The 15,786-nt window shown below is 58.2% G+C and carries 11 protein-coding genes; all 11 read right to left on the bottom strand.

Features of this window, described 5'->3' with window-relative positions:
- Positions 1-10 precede the first annotated feature (10 nt).
- The 11 genes from ACK2JC_RS18895 to ruvA all read right to left on the bottom strand — a co-directional run bounded on the left by ACK2JC_RS18895 (position 11) and on the right by ruvA (position 15,676).
- Positions 11-2,323 (bottom strand): xanthine dehydrogenase family protein molybdopterin-binding subunit, encoded by a 2,313-nt coding sequence (locus tag ACK2JC_RS18895; protein WP_320936658.1) that lies wholly within the window; start codon positions 2,321-2,323, stop codon positions 11-13.
- The gene (locus tag ACK2JC_RS18890; protein ID WP_092361267.1) at positions 2,323-2,799 is read right to left on the bottom strand and encodes a (2Fe-2S)-binding protein; all 477 of its coding nucleotides are present in this window, start codon (positions 2,797-2,799) and stop codon (positions 2,323-2,325) included. The genes ACK2JC_RS18895 and ACK2JC_RS18890 overlap by 1 nt, the downstream gene beginning before the upstream one ends.
- A complete protein-coding gene (locus ACK2JC_RS18885; RefSeq protein WP_092361268.1) occupies positions 2,796-3,590 on the bottom strand; it encodes an FAD binding domain-containing protein in 795 nt (264 codons plus the stop codon). The genes ACK2JC_RS18890 and ACK2JC_RS18885 overlap by 4 nt, the downstream gene beginning before the upstream one ends.
- A gap of 263 nt (positions 3,591-3,853) precedes the next feature.
- Positions 3,854-5,101 (bottom strand): ROK family transcriptional regulator, encoded by a 1,248-nt coding sequence (locus ACK2JC_RS18880; protein ID WP_320936659.1) that lies wholly within the window; start codon positions 5,099-5,101, stop codon positions 3,854-3,856.
- Between the two features lie 224 nt (positions 5,102-5,325).
- Positions 5,326-6,528, bottom strand: coding sequence for an MFS transporter (locus ACK2JC_RS18875; protein ID WP_166434979.1), 1,203 nt, complete (start codon positions 6,526-6,528; stop codon positions 5,326-5,328).
- Positions 6,529-7,097: 569 nt separating this feature from the next.
- Positions 7,098-8,528, bottom strand: a complete 1,431-nt coding sequence (locus tag ACK2JC_RS18870; protein ID WP_107434336.1) for a peptidoglycan D,D-transpeptidase FtsI family protein — start codon at positions 8,526-8,528, stop codon at positions 7,098-7,100.
- 5 nt (positions 8,529-8,533) lie between these two features.
- A complete protein-coding gene (locus ACK2JC_RS18865; protein ID WP_107434335.1) occupies positions 8,534-9,877 on the bottom strand; it encodes an FtsW/RodA/SpoVE family cell cycle protein in 1,344 nt (447 codons plus the stop codon).
- A gap of 30 nt (positions 9,878-9,907) precedes the next feature.
- Positions 9,908-12,373, bottom strand: a complete 2,466-nt coding sequence (locus ACK2JC_RS18860; RefSeq protein WP_368274887.1) for a DUF3656 domain-containing U32 family peptidase — start codon at positions 12,371-12,373, stop codon at positions 9,908-9,910.
- 184 nt (positions 12,374-12,557) lie between these two features.
- Entirely contained in the window at positions 12,558-13,724 is a 1,167-nt protein-coding gene (zapA, locus tag ACK2JC_RS18855; protein ID WP_320936661.1) for a cell division protein ZapA, read from the bottom strand.
- A gap of 307 nt (positions 13,725-14,031) precedes the next feature.
- On the bottom strand, positions 14,032-15,027 hold the full coding sequence (gene ruvB / locus ACK2JC_RS18850) for a Holliday junction branch migration DNA helicase RuvB (RefSeq protein ID WP_107434333.1): 996 nt from the start codon (positions 15,025-15,027) through the stop codon (positions 14,032-14,034).
- A gap of 25 nt (positions 15,028-15,052) precedes the next feature.
- Positions 15,053-15,676 (bottom strand): Holliday junction branch migration protein RuvA, encoded by a 624-nt coding sequence (gene ruvA / locus ACK2JC_RS18845; RefSeq protein ID WP_107434332.1) that lies wholly within the window; start codon positions 15,674-15,676, stop codon positions 15,053-15,055.
- Positions 15,677-15,786 lie beyond the last annotated feature (110 nt).

Raw genomic sequence — 15,786 nt, 5'->3', positions numbered from 1 at the left:
CTCGGACTGTCTACAGCCCCTGCATCCCCATAAATACTTTTTCCGCCGTAACCGGCAGCTCGCGCACCCGCACGCCCACCGCGTTGTACACCGCGTTGGCGATAGCCGGGGACGGCGTGTTGATCACGACCTCGCCGATGGATTTGGCTCCAAAGGGTCCGTTGGGCTCGTAGCTGTTCTCGAACTCCACCCGGATCGTGCCCACGTCCAGACGGCTGGGAATCTTGTACTGCATCAGGGAATTCTCGTACACCTGGCCTTTTTCCGAGTAATGGATATCCTCGTACATGGCCATGCCGATTCCCTGGGCCAGTCCGCCCTCGGTCTGCACCTTCACCAGGTTGGGGTTCAGCGCGGTTCCGCAGTCCACCACGGCCACGTAGTCCACCAGGCGGATGGCTCCGGTTTCCTTGTCCACCTCGACCTCGGCGGCTCCCACCATAAAGGGCGGCGGAGACGTGGGGGAGTGATGGGATTCGCTGGCGGACAGCGCGTCGCTGTTGAAGCCCATGGATTTGTTGGCAATGTCCTTCAGACTGATGGACATTTCCTCCACCCCGTCCGCCGCGGGTTTAAACACCCGCTTTCCGTCAAATTCCAGGCCGTCGGCCGGACATTTTAAATAGTCCGCGCCCTTGGCGATAATCTTCTGTTTCAGGGACTCGCAGGTCTTGACCACGGCCATTCCCGTGAGGTAGGCCGTGCTGGAGGCGTAGGAGCCCGAGTCGTAGGGGGAAATGTCCGTGTCCGCACCGTACACCACGATATCGTCGATCTCGCAGTCCAGGCACTCGGCGGCCACCTGGGCCAGGGTGGTATCGCAGCCCGTTCCCATTTCCGCCGCGCCGATGGTCATGCTGTAGAAGCCGTCGTCATTTACCTTGATGGACACGCTGGCCACGTCCACGCCCGCGATGGAGGAGCCCTGCATGGCCATGGCGATTCCCACGCCGCGGACCTTGCCGTTCCCCATGTCGCGTCTGGGGTATTTCTCGTCCCAGCCGATCATCTCTTTGGCCCTGGCCATGCAGCGGTCCAGAGCGCAGCTGGAAGCCGGCTCGTTGTAGTAGGCGGGCATGATGTCGCCCTCCTTCACCATGTTCATTTTCCGAAGCTTCACCGGGTCCATGTGAAGCTCGGCCGCCAGCTCGCTGACCGCCGACTCCATGGCGAAAATGCCCTGGGTCGCGCCGTAACCCCGGTAAGCGCCCGCGCTCATCCGGTTGGTGTAAACCACGTCGTAGGCGAAGCGGAATGCCTTGGGCGTCCGGTACAGCGGGATAGCCTTGTGGCCGGAGAGGCCCACGGTGGTGGGGCCGTGCTCGCCGTAAGCGCCGGTGTTGGACAGGGTGTACACGTCGATGGCCTGAAAAATGCCGTCGTCGTTGCAGCCGATCTTCACATGCACCTCCATCTCATGGCGGGGTGAGGAAGCGATCTGGGACTCATAGCGGGTGTAAATGATCTTGGCCGGTTTGCCGGTGAACCAGGTGACCACGGCCGGGTAAATTTCCACCACAGCGGTCTGCTTGGCGCCGAAGCCGCCGCCGATTCTGGGCTTCACCACGCGGATTTTGGACTTGGGAATGTCCAGGGCGTTGGCCAGAATCCGGCGGACGTGGAACACGATCTGGGTGGAGGAGACCACGTTCAGACGGCCGTACACGTCCATGTAGGTAAAGGTCCGGAAAGTCTCCATCATAGCCTGCTGATTGGCCTTGGCGTGGTAAACCCGGTCGACCACGTGGCTGCACTGTGCCATCACCGCGTCCACGTCGCCCTTCTCTTCCGAGCCGGTGGCACAGAGGTTGCGCTTGTTGTCCGCTCCAACCTTACAGAGGGCCTTCCAGTCCTCCTCGGGATGGATCAGGACGGGATTGTCCTTGGCCTCGTGCATATCCAGCACCGGCGGCAGCTCCTGGTATTTCACCTTGATCAGGCGCATGGCGTGATCCACCTGGGCTTCGGTCTGTCCCGCAATGATGGCCACCGCGTCGCCCACAAAGCGCAGGTGGCGGTCCAGGATCAGGCGGTCGTAGGGGCTGGGCTCAGGAAAGGTCTGCCCGGCCAGGGTGAAACGCTTCTGGGGCACGTCCTTGTAGGTCAGAACGCACTCGATTCCCGGCAGCTTCTTGGCCACGGCGCAGTCGATCTCCGTGATCATGGCGTGGGCGTAGGGGCTTCTAAGCACCTTCACCACCAGGCAGTCCCTGGGAGCGATATCCGCGGTGTAAACCGGCTTGCCGGTCACCAGGGCCATGGCGTCCTTCTTGATGATGGGAGCGCCCACCACGCGGTATGACTGTCTCTTCTCGTTCTCCATCAGGCCTTCCCTCCTTCCCGCTGTTCCTTTTTATATGCCAGAAACTTCTTCACGGCCCGCAGCTGGGACATGTACCCGCTGCACCGGCACAGGTTTCCGGCCAGATACTCCTTGATCTCCTCCTCGGTGGGGTCGTCCAGCTCCCGCACCATGGAGAGCACGTTCATGATAAAGCCCGGGCTGCAGAAACCGCACTGCTCTCCGCCTTCCTTTGCCAGGAACAGGCCAAATTCCTCCGCGTCCTTCTGAAGTCCCTCCAGGGTCCGCAGATGGCGTCCATTGGCCCGCACTGCCAGGGTGGAGCAGGACAGGATGGGCTTCTTGTCCATCCACACCGTACAGAGGCCGCAGTTGTCCGTCTCGCAGCCGCGCTTCACGCTGGTGCAGCCCATGTCCCGCAACAGGTCGATCAGCAGCATGTCCGCCTGGATATCCGCCTGCACCGTCTTTCCATTTAATCGAAACTGTATCTTCATGCCTTGCTGACACTCCTTCCCGTCAGGCGCTCCATCAGCCTGCGCACGTAAACCCTGGCAAGCTGGTGGCGGTACTCGCCGCTTCCTCTGTTATTGCTTCCGTAGTTGAAGGCGTCCGCCGCCTCCCTGGCCAGATCGGCCAGGCTCTCATTTCCGTCGTCCGTCACCTGGGTCACTTTGGCCTTACCCGGGCGGGCGCCCACGGCCACGTACCAGTGGTCTCCCAGCCGTGAAACGCAGCAGGCGATTAACGGGAAATCCGTCTGGGAATTGCGCTGGGTGGTGTAGGCCGCCTTGCGCCCGTCCTTGCGGATGATGATGCGCACCAGCACGTCCCGGTCGTCCCGGCTCACCGGACGGGCCGCGAACTCAGCCATGGGGATCACCCCGCCGTGGTGCAGCTCCACGTAGGAGTCCAGCGCCATCATGCAGGTCAGAACATCGGAAAATCCAAACCGCGCGTAGATGCTGCCGCCCACCGTAGCCACGTTGCGCAGCTGCACGCCCACGATGTGCCGCGTGCACTCCTTAAAAATACCGTTAAAATACTGGTTCAGGCCCGGATGGGTCTCCAGCTGCCTGAGGGTGCACATGCACCCGATCCGAAACTCCTGGTCCGTCTCCTCGATGGTGTCCAGTCCCAGGCCGGACAGGTCGATGATCACACGCTTCGTCACCGAGCTCATCTTCAGCCACGCCATGCCGCCCACGATCAGGCTGCTGCGCTTCTGGCAAAGCTCATAGGCTTCGTCCAGGTCCTCCACTTTCACATAATCTTCCGCTCGAAACACCCGCTTAACTCCTCTCTTGTATGAAAACTGTCATTTCCGCAAGCGGCAGGCCAACGCCCACTGCCCGCTGTACTTCCAAATTGTTATTTTGCGGCCGAAACCGCGGTATTTGACCGTTTCTGTCCCAAAAAGACAAAAACGGCCCTGTCAAACAGGGAAATTATATCATTAATCCGCGGGTTTGCCAATATGAGTGCGTTATTCTTCCAAAGAGATAGCGTCAGGAACCGCCTCCGCCTGATGTCTGCCTTTTCCAAATGCATTTACACAAATTCCAATGTGCGCAGATACTCGTCCACCGCGTACAGCGCCGCTCCCACGTTGATATCCTGAATCCAATGGTTCGCAGACAGGGGGGTGTAGACGATAGACAGCCTGTTCCCGATCTCAAAGAAGGACTGGTTGCTAATCCGCGCTTTCAACGCCTCCATAAAGTAAGCGCCACCCTCTGTAAACGCGCCGCCGATCGCCACCAGATCCGGGTCGCACAGCAGCGCCGCATTGTGAATCAGACTTTCAAATGCCTCAACCAGCCTGTCCACAATGGCGCGGGCAAATCCGTCGCCCTGGTCAGCCTGCGCAAACACATCCCGGTGCTTGGCCCCGCCTTCTAATATCTGCCTGTAAAGAGGATGATCCCCGTACTCTCCAGACAACTCCTCTGCATACTCTCTCACCGCCTCCATGGAAACCAGCGTCTCAAAGCAGCCGTACCGCCCGCAGAGACAGCGCCGCTTCCGGTAGGCGGGCTGGATGATCACATGGCCCACCTCGCCCATGAACCCGTGGGCCCCCTGGACCAATTTGCCGTGATCGATCAGGCAGCCGCCCGTGGAGGCGGCGGACATGATTGAGAGGACGCTTCGATCCCGATATTCCGGGTGAGCCAGAAACAGCCCGTAAGACACGTAGCGGCTTCCATTGTTTACTGTGATATGATCATTCCAGGGAATCAGCCGTTCCAGCATCTCCTGAACGGGAATATTCCTGCCCCATCCGCTGTTGTGGATGGGATAGTAAATGATTCCATTCTCTGTGTCCACGATGCCGTCAAAGCTCACCGGTATGGCGCAGATGTCATCGGGCTGCAGGCCATTTTCCTCCAGAACCAAACGGGCGCAATCCGCGATGTCCTGCATGGACTGTTCCAGGCTCTCCGCAGCCTTGTAGGGGTGGTTGCGGCAGCTGATCAGCCGGCAGTTCAGGTCGGTAACCGCGGCCTGGATGAAATCCGGTCCCGCGTAAATGGCAATTACGTGCTTGTAGGACTCGTTAATGGCAAACAGCTCCGGCTTCTTGCCCCCCTCGTCGGTGGAGCTGCCCTTGCCCATGGATTTGATCAAACCGTTCTCCTGGAGCACCGCCAGAATTTTCACCACCGTGGTGATGCTCAGATTGATCCTTTGGGCAATCTCGCTGGCGGAAATAACATCGTTTTGCCGCATCAGGGACAATACCAGCCGCTGATTGTGAAACTTGATATTTTTAGGTTTTCTGCTTTTTCCAATCATAGAACGTCCCACCATCTTTTCTTTTACATTCTTCGTCTATTATCTTTTATTTTCATATGACTGTCAATCATATAATACTCTGAAACAGCCCCCATGCACACGGCAAAACAGACGAATTTCCCACCATAAACAGGAAATCCGTCTGTTCAACTGACCGGCCCGGCAGAACTTCTCCACAGCGTCCGGTCTGATGTTCCGAATCACGGTCGTAACTGATCCTTTTATTATATATTGGGAGTGCTGTTGAACACCATTCCCCCTTTTTTCCTCCGGTTAAAGAGGGAGATCAGGCCAACGTTGAGGCAAGCCGCCATCAGGACGCATACCGACATAACCACAAAGGAAAGCCGGACCCCCAGGTAGTCGGTCATCAGGCCGCCTAAAATATTTCCCATCACGGCCCCCATCCCTGCCTGGACCATGGCCAGACGGCTCTGTCCCTGGGACATCTTTCCCTCCACCACATTTTCACTGATAAACATCACGCAGCTGTAATAGCAGGTCATGTAGGTCACGCCCTGAAGCAGCTGGGACATCAGCATCAGCGTGAGCACTCCGCTTCCCGCAAACAGCAGCCTGACCGCCATCATAAGCACGGAGAAAATCAGCAGATGCACTGCGCCGAACCTTCGGATCAGGCGGTTGGCACACAGCAGGATGGGTATCTCGCTCATAGCCGATACGAAGCTGGACAGTCCCACGATGGACTGACCGTAGCCCAGGGAAATTACATATACCGGGTAAAAAGTTCCGTTAAAGCTCAACCCCAGCTGTATGATAAAGGCCAGAAAGAGCACCAGATAAATCTGTCTGTTTTTAAATATCCGCTTAGCGTTTGGCCCCGGCTCCTGTTCCCTGCTCCTCCCCGTCATCTGCCGGTCCTCCGGCAAGAGCAGGAACAAGGCCGCCAGCAGAAAATATCCGGCGCTCCCGAGTACGAAAATCATCCCGGCACGGCTTTTGAGAAAATTCCCCATGATCAGGGCGGTGACGGCAAAGCCGATGGTGCCGCCCATGCGCAGATGGGCAAAATTGGCATCCAGCTTTGCGGCCCGGTTTGTCACCAGGGCGTCGTTCAGCGGCTGGATGGCAGTGTTAAAAATGCTTACAAGCACCGTGGCTACCACGAAAGCTCCGAAGCTCACCCGGACCAGATAGCTCAAAATAGCGGCCCCGCTGCCCAAAGAGACGATGATGAGTACCAGCCTGTGCCGTCCGCTGCGGTCGCTCATATACGCCCACAGCGGCTGGATCAGGATGGAAATCACCGGTCCGATGGAGACCAGAACCCCAACCTGAAGAGGTGTGATCCCCTGCTGCGTGTAGTAGGCCCCGATAAAAGGCATATACAGCCCCGTTGAAGCCCATACGAATGAATTCACCACCAAAAGGCGGTATATCATGGCCATGCGTCTGCCTTCCGTCATCCCATTATCCTCCCGGATTACTGATCTTTTAACTGCCCTCATTATACTATTGTAGTTATAGTTTGTAAACATACTTTTTAAATTAAGTATTTTAATAAAGTTTGTATAAAATGCCGGTTTTGCCAGGACCGCTCTGGTACAAGATCATGATTTGCCGCTTATATATAAGCACTGTATTCTGAGCGTAAAAATAGATTTTAATTCGGGGCTGGGAAAAACATAGAATTATGAGGACGGTTTTTGAGATGATCGAGAATTTTATCGGGCGCGGGATGAATGCGCGCACGGAGTTTGTGGGTGGTATGCCGATGTTTTCCGCGGCGCCGCTGGAGGATGAATGCAGGGACGGAAACTGTGACGACGCTGAGGCAGAAAAAAAGCATGGCGGCGTTATTATGTTTAGTCAGGAACGTAATTGTGATCTCTGTAAAGTAAAAACGTTCCGAATCTCCTGTTTAGGAAAATTGGGAACGTTTTTGTTTACATGGTGGGGGTTCGTCCTGGCCTCTTCCGCTGATCCGGCTGCTTGCTTCCACACGCACTCGCGTCTGCCTTTTCGGCTGCCCCCATCACCGGCTCATATAAAGATCAAACAGCTGACGCGCAATCGGCGCCGCCTCGCGGCCGCCGCTTCCCGCTTCCTCCACCACCACGGTAACCACGATCTTCGGGGACTCGGCCGGGGCGAAACCGGTGAACCAGGCATGCGTTTCCTTCCCGGTCTCAAATTCCGCCGAGCCGGTTTTAGCCGCCACAGTATAGGCGTCGGTGCGCACGGCGGAGGCGGTGCCCTCGGTGACTACCGCCCGCATGAGCTCCGTCAAATTAGCCGCTTCCTCGGCGGTCATCAGGTTCCCATGGGCTGTTGGCAGGAACTTGCGAATCTCCTCGCCCCCCACATTTTCCACGTGGTCCAGCAGATAGGGGCGCATCAGGGTGCCGCCGTTGGCGATGGCTGCCGTGATCAGCGCGTTGTGTAATGGTGTGATCTGGGTGACGCCCTGGCCCATGGAGGTCTGAAGGATTTCCCAGGTCCCGGCCCCGGGCTTCATGGCAAAAGAGCTCTGCTTGTAGGGCAGCCCGGACAGGGGCAGCGGGGAGTTGAACAATACATCCTGGGCCGTTCTGGCGAACCGGCCCAGATCCAGTTCCAGGCCCAAACTGGCGAAGGCCCCGTTGCAGGAATTGGCGAAGGCCAAAGTGAAATCCTGATGGCCGTGGGCATTTCCGTGGTAACAGCGGATCTGGTAGTCGCCGTTTACATACAGACCGTTGCAGTCGAACTGGAAATTTTTGTAATCTTCTGGCCGTTCCCGCATGTATTCCAGGGCCGTCACGATCTTGAAGGTGGAGCCCGGCGGGTACATTCCCTGGGTGACCCGGTTTAACAGCTGGCCCTGGTCGTTTTCCTCGCTGGTCAGGGTTTCCCAGTCGGCGGCGATGGTGTTGGGGTCGTAGCCCGGCTTGGATACCATGGCCAGTATTTTTCCCGTGTCCGGCTCCATGGCGATCACTGCGCCCCGGCGGTCCCCCAGGGCGTCCCAGGCTGCCTGCTGGAGCTGCGGGTCCAAGGTGGTGTACACATTGTCCCCAAGATTTTTCTCACCGGACATCTGGTTTAACGCCTGCTCCATCAGGTTGACATGGCTCGTCAGCAGGTAAAAATTGGCCAGGGATTCGATGCCGGTCTTGCCCTTAGTGGAATAGCCCACCGCGTGGTCGAATACGCTGCCGTAGGGGTAGACACGGGTCTCGTTTCCGTCCCCGTCAATCTGCGTCTCCGCCAGCACGGTGCCGTCGGCGGCCAGGATTTTGCCGCGGATAATCCGGTCCGCGAAGCTGTCCAGCCTGGCGTTGTAGGAATTGTTGATCACATCCTCGCCCCTGGCCTGCAGAAAATAAGCCATGTAGGCGATCAGGCCCAGAAACAGGGCCACAATGACGTAGACCAGCTTGAGAATATTCCGGTTTGCCTTCGGATTTGGGTCCGCTTTTTTCATTCCGCCTACGCCTCCTCTTCCATTTCCATCTCTTCCTCATCGTTGCGTTTGAGGATATACAACCCCTGGATGATCCCGAACAGGATGAAGGTGCCAAGAATCGAGCTGCCGCCGTAGCTGACAAAGGGCAGGGTCACGCCGGTAGAAGGGATGAATTTCGTCACGCCGCCCACGGTCAGGAACACCTGAATGATGTACTCAAGCCCCAGCCCCAGGGCGATCAGTTTATAGAATACCGCCTGCATCCGCGTTGCGATCATCATGAACTGGAGAAAACAGCCCAGGCAGATGAGGAGCACGCAGATGGCGAAAATGGCTCCCATCTCCTCGGAAATAGCGGCGAAGATAAAATCCTTCTCAACCACCGGGATTTTCCTCGGAAGTCCCTGGGACAGCCCCATGCCGAACCAGCCGCCTGTGCCGATGGCAAAGAGGGACTGGGTGATCTGATAGCCCGTATTGTCGATGTCCGCCCAGGGATTGCTCCAGGCAAAGACCCGGCGGCGCACATGGTCGAACAGCTGGTAAGCCAGCACGGCCGCCCCGGCCCCGCAGCCGGCCCCGGCTAACAGGTAGGACCACCGTCCCGTGGCGATAAACAGCATGGCCACGTAGGTGATGAAGAAAATCAGCGCGCCTCCCAGATCCTTGGAGGCCACCATGATCACCACGTGGAGAGCGGCCACCGCGGTGGTGACCAGGATGGTTTTGAATTCCAGGGACTGGTAGAACATGGCGGCCACAAAAAACACAAAGGTGATCTTTACAAATTCCGACGGCTGGATGGAGATTCCGCCCACGGTCAGGGACAGCTGCGCGCCGAAGCTCTCGTTTCCCGCCACGCATACCAGCAGCAGCACCGATAGCCCCGCCGCCGCGTAAACCCACTGCAATTTGCAGAGCTGCCACACCCGTTCCATCACCCAGGGAATCAGCCAGGTGACAGCCGCGCTGATCACCACAATGGCAAACTGTTTGACCGCCTTGTCCAGCGACAGCCGCGTCAGCATGATAAAACCCACGCACAAAAGCATGCAGGTATTGTTCACCAGCAGCCGTGACACGTTGCGGTAAATCAGGCGGTACAGGTAAATGTAGCACAGGAAAAATACCACCTGGGCCGCATAGAACGCCCACAGCTGCATTTTCAGCAGCTCGTCCCCCGCCTTCAGCGTCAAAACCAGGTACGCCAGAAAATGAATCAGGAACATGCACCGGTTCTGGCGTCCGCACACCTTCTGTTTCCTGCGTTGGTCCGCGAAGGAAAAGAAACGGAAATTGGCGTAGGTGTAGACTGCCATCAAAAATATCATCAGGTATTTGGATGTCTCAACGATCAGATTTACCATAGTCCTCCTATTGCCGGGGAGCTGGGGCAGCTACTGTACGCCCCGCTTGAAGTGCCCTCTCGTGAAATCCCTGCATGGCTGCAAAACTTCCTGTCCGCGCAGGAATCCGTCTGCAAATGCCCGAATCGTGCGGGCCGTCTCCTCCTGATTCTCGGTGGTAAAATTCAACCGGATCACCGCAGGCCCCAGCCGCCTGACCGCGGACTCCAGTCCCAGCAGGGAAAGCGGGCTGGCGTTATAGATGGTGTTGTAGCAGAACGCACAGTGATTCTTCACCGGAAGCAGCGCTCCCGTGCGGTCCTTCAGCGTCAGCACCTCCCGCTTCTTAACGCAGCCTGTGGTGGTACGGCGGATGCACTGTGCGCTGACCATCATGGGAATCCGGCCATAGACCACAAGCTCTCCGTCCATTCCCTCCCGGTGAAGTTCCTCCATCACCGGCTCCAGCTCCCGGCTGTTCAGCTCCCAGGGCATGGTCAGGCGGCAGGCTCCCAGCCTCGCAAACAGCCTCACCGTCTCACGGTTCCAGCAGTACACGGACGCGTCGAACACCGGCCGAAGCTCCGGTTTTATCACCCGCAGCCACATCACTTCCTCCGGACTGCGCACCAAAACGCCGTCAAAGCCCGCCTCCCGCAGCCATTTGCCGTTCTTCTTGAAAAATGCTTCCGCGTGGCTGCGGTAAATATGGGGCAGCGCCAAAAGGCATTGTTTTCCCGCCCGATGGCAGGACTGCACGGCATCCGGCCACCGCTCCGGGGCAAAACCGGCTGCATCCAGATAAATCCCCGCCACGTCCGCCTCCCGGACGGCCGCGTCAAATTGCTCCGGTTCCTCTGTGGAGACATAGAGGCGGAAGGGGGTTGGTGATGTTGGGGCAGGCGCGACACTGGACTGGGGAGCGGTGGAGACCGCAGGCTCGGTGGGGGCCGCAGATGCGGTGGGGATCGCAGGCGCGGTGGGGATCGCAGGCGCGGTGGAGATTGCAGGTGCGGTGGAGGCCGCAGGCGCGGTGGAGATCGCAGGTGCGGTGGAGGCCGCAGGCGCGGTGGAGATCGCAGGGGCGGTGGGGGGCGCAGGCGGCGCGGCCGGCGCGTTAGGTGCGATAAATGCGTCGGACGCGCCACACCCGCCGGACGGCGCCGGTCGGCGCCACTGGTCCAGCACCGCCTGCTCCAGGGCTTCCAGACCGGCCCGCCGCAGCTCATTCTGCGCCTGTACCGGCATGAACAGATTGCCTTTCAGCTCTACCTCCAGATTCGCGAAAACAAACGGTGTATTTCCAGTTTTCCCTATCTGTTTGAGAATCTTATCCTCCGTCAACGGTTGATTTTGTGCTTTCTGAGGCATCTGCCCTTCCACCCGCACCTGCGCCAAAGAACCGTCGGGACAAACGCCGCCAGCCAGGGAAAGTTCCAATTCAGAGGGTTTTCCCTCCTCCAGGACAGCCCGGCCGTTTATGGATTCCTTCAGCTCCGCCTCCACATAGGTCTTGTCCAAATAGTCGAACAGCTTCTGGTTGCCCTCCCGGAATGCAGGCTTCTCTTTTAAGGCCACCATGTCCCGCCCGTTGTGCTGTTTGTAATATCCCGAAGTAAAGCCGCCACGGTCAAAAAGGTCCGAGAGAACCTTCTTGTCCTCCGGCTCCACAAAATATCCATCCGGACCATATTCCAGGAAGCGGTCCACATATTTTCGATAAATACTGACCACTCCGGCCGTGTAGCGCGGACTCTTCATCCGCCCTTCGATCTTCAGGGAATAAATGCCCGCTGCCGCCAGATCGGGGATGAGATCCAGCGTGCACAGATCTTTCAGGCTCATCACATTGCGTTCCTGCTTCCGGTTCAGGGGTTCGCCGGGTTTTTTCCCATTTTCCCGCACCTCATAGGGCAGGCGGCAGGGCTGCGCACAGCGCCCGCGGTTTCCGCTGCGGCCGCCGATAAGGCTGCTCATCAGACACTGGCCGGAATAACAGTAACAGAGCGCTCCATGGACAAAGCTCTCAATCTCCACGTCCACCTGATCCCGGATCCGCCGGATCTCATCTAAAGACAGCTCCCGCGCGGTAACCACCCGGGACGCCCCCAGCTCCTTTAAAAGTCTTGCGCCGTTAACCCCGGTGATGGTCATCTGCGTGCTGGCGTGGAGATCGATCCCAGGAAAATTTCTGCGCATAAAATCCATCGCGCCCAGGTCCTGGACAATCACCGCGTCCAGCCCCTCCCGGTAATAGGGAAGCAGATACTGGTAAAGCTCCCCCATCTCCTCTTCCTTGAACAGCGTATTCACCGTCATATACAGCCTGCGGCCGTGCAGATGCACGTAATCGATGGCTTCCAGCAGGCCGTGCTCATCCGGATTGTCCGCATAGGCCCTGGCCCCGAACCGGCTGCCGCCCATGTATACTGCATCCGCTCCCGCCGCCACCGCGGCTTTCATACTCTCAAAGGAACCGGCCGGGGCCAGCACCTCCAGTTTCTTTTTATGCTCCATCTCTTACCTCACTTTTCCCGGCCTTTCACCGGAAAGAAAAGATGTCCCACGTTGCGCTATGAGACATCTGTTTCTACCATGGTTCATTTGTATGTGACACTTGCAAATCTCCCCCGGCCGAAAACCCCCGGCGGGGTGGAGATCCAAAAACGCACCTGTAAGCTGCGTTCATCGGATTATCCGATCAACGCCTTTTCCGCTTTCTCGCCGCCTTGGCCGCCTTAAGCGCTTTGCGCGCCAGCTCCGCCTGGGACTCCTTGACCGGCGGCGTTTCGGATACCGCTTCCGCGGAAGGCACAGTCTCCAGGTTCGCAGACTCTGTCGGGTCAGAAATGGCTGCCGCGGCTGTCTGTAACTCTGATTCTGACGGCTCCGTCTCCGGCAGCTCCGATACCACCGGTGCGGCAGGCTCCGGTTTCGACGCCTCCGGCAATCCGGAAATGGCCGCTTCCTCCCCGGCAAGCACCGGCCTGATCGACTCCGCCAACTCGGCTGCAGTTGATTTTGTCTTGTCTGACTGGGCTTCCGGCAGGTCTGACGCGGTATCTTCCGCCCCGGCCGTTTCCGGCGCAAACACCTCTGCCCGCTCCCCGGTTACCGCAAACTCCGGTTCTTCAACGTCCTCCGCCAGCTCTATTTCCTCCGACTCCTCAACGTCCTCCGCCAGCCCTATTTCCTCCGACTCCTCAACGTCATCCGCCAGTTCTATTTTCTCCGGCTCTTCCGCGTCCTCCGCCTGTTCCTCCACAGCGGATTCCACTTCCCAGTCCTCCGCTTCCGCTACAAACCGGGCCTCCCCATGTCCAGCTCCATCGTCGTCATCGTCCCCTTTATCGCCGGCCTTCACCGGCGACGTGTGGCCGGACTCACGGCCGGAACTGTTTTTCTCGCTGCTTTCGTCCCGGACGCGCAGCGCTGAGGCCGCGGCCTCCTGATCTCCGCGGTTTTTCGCGGCTCCCCGCAGCTTCCGCTCCAACCGGTGCTTCTCCCGGGTCAGCTCCTCCAGCTCCCGCTGGCGCTCCTCCAGGTCCTTTAACACCACCTCCAGCTTCATCTGCGTGCTGACCAGCTCGTGTTTCAGGCTGTAGGTCTCACGCTCCAGTTCGTCCCGCTGATGCTCCACCTCCCGGCTGTGTTCCATCGCCTTAAAGTAGTCGTCCGCCATATTCAGCTCCGCCATCACAGTCTGGTATTCCACACTCTGCTTGGTAAAACCGGGTATCCGGCGCAGGGTATTCACTTTCTCGTTCACGTAGCTGGCCGCTCTCTGCAGGTATCCCTCATCCTCGCTGCCGCCCAGGGTATATATCTTGCCATCGATCAGTACCTGTGTATAATTCTTGGAATCCATCTGCCATCTCCTGAAATTTATTCTCGCAACCGCGGCGAAGCATCCGCCTCCGGGCATTTACCGGGTGATTCCCGGTATTCCCTCCTATGCCGCGGTGTCAAACCCCCGGGCGCTCATTTACCCGCCACAGGCCTCCGACTCGCTTATCCTATTCCGCTATAGGCTTGTCTTTTGTAATAATACCGTTTCGTATCCCTTGCCATTCATTTGTTGCAGGTTGTCGATAAGGTATACGTTTCCTTATTATACTTTGTCGGCAACCACAGGTTGTCGATAAGGGATACGTTTCCTTATTATATCATAACACCTATTCAATTTCCAGCCCCAAGTGCCGGTAGGCCGCTTCCGTGGCCATCCGCCCCCTGGGCGTGCGGTTAATCAGACCGTTCATCAGAAGATAAGGCTCGTACACATCCTCCAGCGTCCCGGAATCCTCCCCCAGCGCAGCCGCCAGGGTGTCCAGGCCCACCGGCCCGCCGGAGAACTTCTCGATAATCATCAGCAGGATGTTCCGGTCGTTCTGGTCCAGCCCCAGCTTATCCACATCCATGATGTCCAGGGCGAAGTCCGTCACCTCCCGGGTGATCACGCCGTCGTATTTTACCTGGGCGAAATCCCGTACACGCTTTAACAGGCGGTTGGCAAGCCGGGGAGTTCCCCTGGAACGTCTGGCCAGCTCCAGCGCGCCGGACTTGTCGATCTCAACCCCCAGGACCTTGGCGGAATTCAGGATAATCACCATCAATTCCTCGGGCGTGTAAAATTCCAGCCGCTGGACCACGCCGAACCGGTCCCGCAGGGGTGCGGTCAGAAGTCCCGCCCTGGTGGTCGCGCCCACCAGCGTGAAATGCGGCAGGTCCAGGCGAATGGACCGGGCGGACGCCTCCTTCCCCAGCATAATGTCGATGGCGTAATCCTCCATAGCCGGGTAGAGCACCTCCTCCACCTGGCGGTTCAGGCGGTGGATCTCATCCACAAACAGCACGTCCCCCTCCTGGAGATTATTGAGGATGGCCGCCATCTCACCGGGCTTCTCAATGGCCGGTCCGCTGGTGACCTTCATGCTCACCCCCATCTCATTGGCAATGATTCCGGCCAGGGTGGTCTTGCCCAGGCCGGGAGGGCCGTAAAACAGCACGTGGTCCAGAGCCTCGCCCCGGGACCGCGCCGCATCGATATAGATTTTCAAAGTGGATTTCAGCCGTTCCTGGCCAATATAATCCTTTAAATGCTGAGGCCGCAGCGTCGTCTCAATCCGCTCGTCCTCCGCCGTGACCTCCGTGGTAATAATCCTGCGTTCCATCCTTTTTTAACCTCCTGTCCGCCACTCAAAAGGACAGATAACGCAGGGAGGCCTTCAGCACGTCCTCTGCCGTCATCGTCTCTGTCACTTCCACCTGCTTCACCGCCTTGTTGGCCTCCATATTGGAGTAGCCAAGGGCCACCAGGGCCTGAACCGCCTCCTTGGCAGCCTCCCCCATGCCAATGGTCCCCAGAGCCGCTGACGCGCCTCCATCGCTGGGCAGCGCCAGATTTCCCAGCACCTCCTCCATGGAGACCTTGTCCTTTAAGTCCAGGATCAACCGCTGAGCGGTCTTGGGCCCGATGCCCGGCGCGCGTGAAATGGCCTTGGCGTCCCCGGTGACAATAGCCATCCGCAGGTCGTCCGGCGTCATGGTGGACAGAATTCCCAGCGCGGCCTTGGGGCCCACGCCGTTGACGCCGATCAGCTGCCGGAACATCTCCCGGTCCTGACGGTTTAAAAAGCCGTACAGACTCATGGCGTCCTCCCGCACCTGAAAATATGTATACACCGTCACCTCACGGCCGATTCCCGGCAGACGGTCCAACACGGACAGCGGCACATGGATTCCCATGCCAACGCCTCCGGCTTCCACCACAATCACATCTTCCTCTATGGCCGTCAGCGGCCCTTTTATATAAGAAATCATCGTATTCTTCCTGTTCTGTCCTCAAATTTAGCCGGGCAGGCTCCGCCCGGCCTTATGCCTCCCATCATATCATAGACACGTTTCCGATGCAAGGGGACATCGAACAGGTA

It is taken from the genome of Enterocloster lavalensis (genome assembly GCF_046603895.1).
Lineage (GTDB): Bacteria > Bacillota > Clostridia > Lachnospirales > Lachnospiraceae > Enterocloster > Enterocloster lavalensis.
The sequence above is the reverse complement of the archived record's forward strand: the minus strand, read 5'-3'. Positions and strand labels throughout refer to the sequence as shown.

Excerpts from the sequence above, each read along its gene's own strand:
- ACK2JC_RS18895 (WP_320936658.1), bottom strand. The coding sequence starts at position 2,323 with ATGGAGAACGAGAAGAGACAGTCATACCGCGTGGTGGGCGCTCCCATC.
- ACK2JC_RS18890 (WP_092361267.1), bottom strand. The coding sequence starts at position 2,799 with ATGAAGATACAGTTTCGATTAAATGGAAAGACGGTGCAGGCGGATATC.
- ACK2JC_RS18880 (WP_320936659.1), bottom strand. The coding sequence starts at position 5,101 with ATGATTGGAAAAAGCAGAAAACCTAAAAATATCAAGTTTCACAATCAG.
- ACK2JC_RS18875 (WP_166434979.1), bottom strand. The coding sequence starts at position 6,528 with ATGACGGAAGGCAGACGCATGGCCATGATATACCGCCTTTTGGTGGTG.
- ACK2JC_RS18870 (WP_107434336.1), bottom strand. The coding sequence starts at position 8,528 with ATGAAAAAAGCGGACCCAAATCCGAAGGCAAACCGGAATATTCTCAAG.
- ACK2JC_RS18865 (WP_107434335.1), bottom strand. The coding sequence starts at position 9,877 with ATGGTAAATCTGATCGTTGAGACATCCAAATACCTGATGATATTTTTG.
- ACK2JC_RS18860 (WP_368274887.1), bottom strand. The coding sequence starts at position 12,373 with ATGGAGCATAAAAAGAAACTGGAGGTGCTGGCCCCGGCCGGTTCCTTT.
- zapA (WP_320936661.1), bottom strand. The coding sequence starts at position 13,724 with ATGGATTCCAAGAATTATACACAGGTACTGATCGATGGCAAGATATAT.
- ruvB (WP_107434333.1), bottom strand. The coding sequence starts at position 15,027 with ATGGAACGCAGGATTATTACCACGGAGGTCACGGCGGAGGACGAGCGG.
- ruvA (WP_107434332.1), bottom strand. The coding sequence starts at position 15,676 with ATGATTTCTTATATAAAAGGGCCGCTGACGGCCATAGAGGAAGATGTG.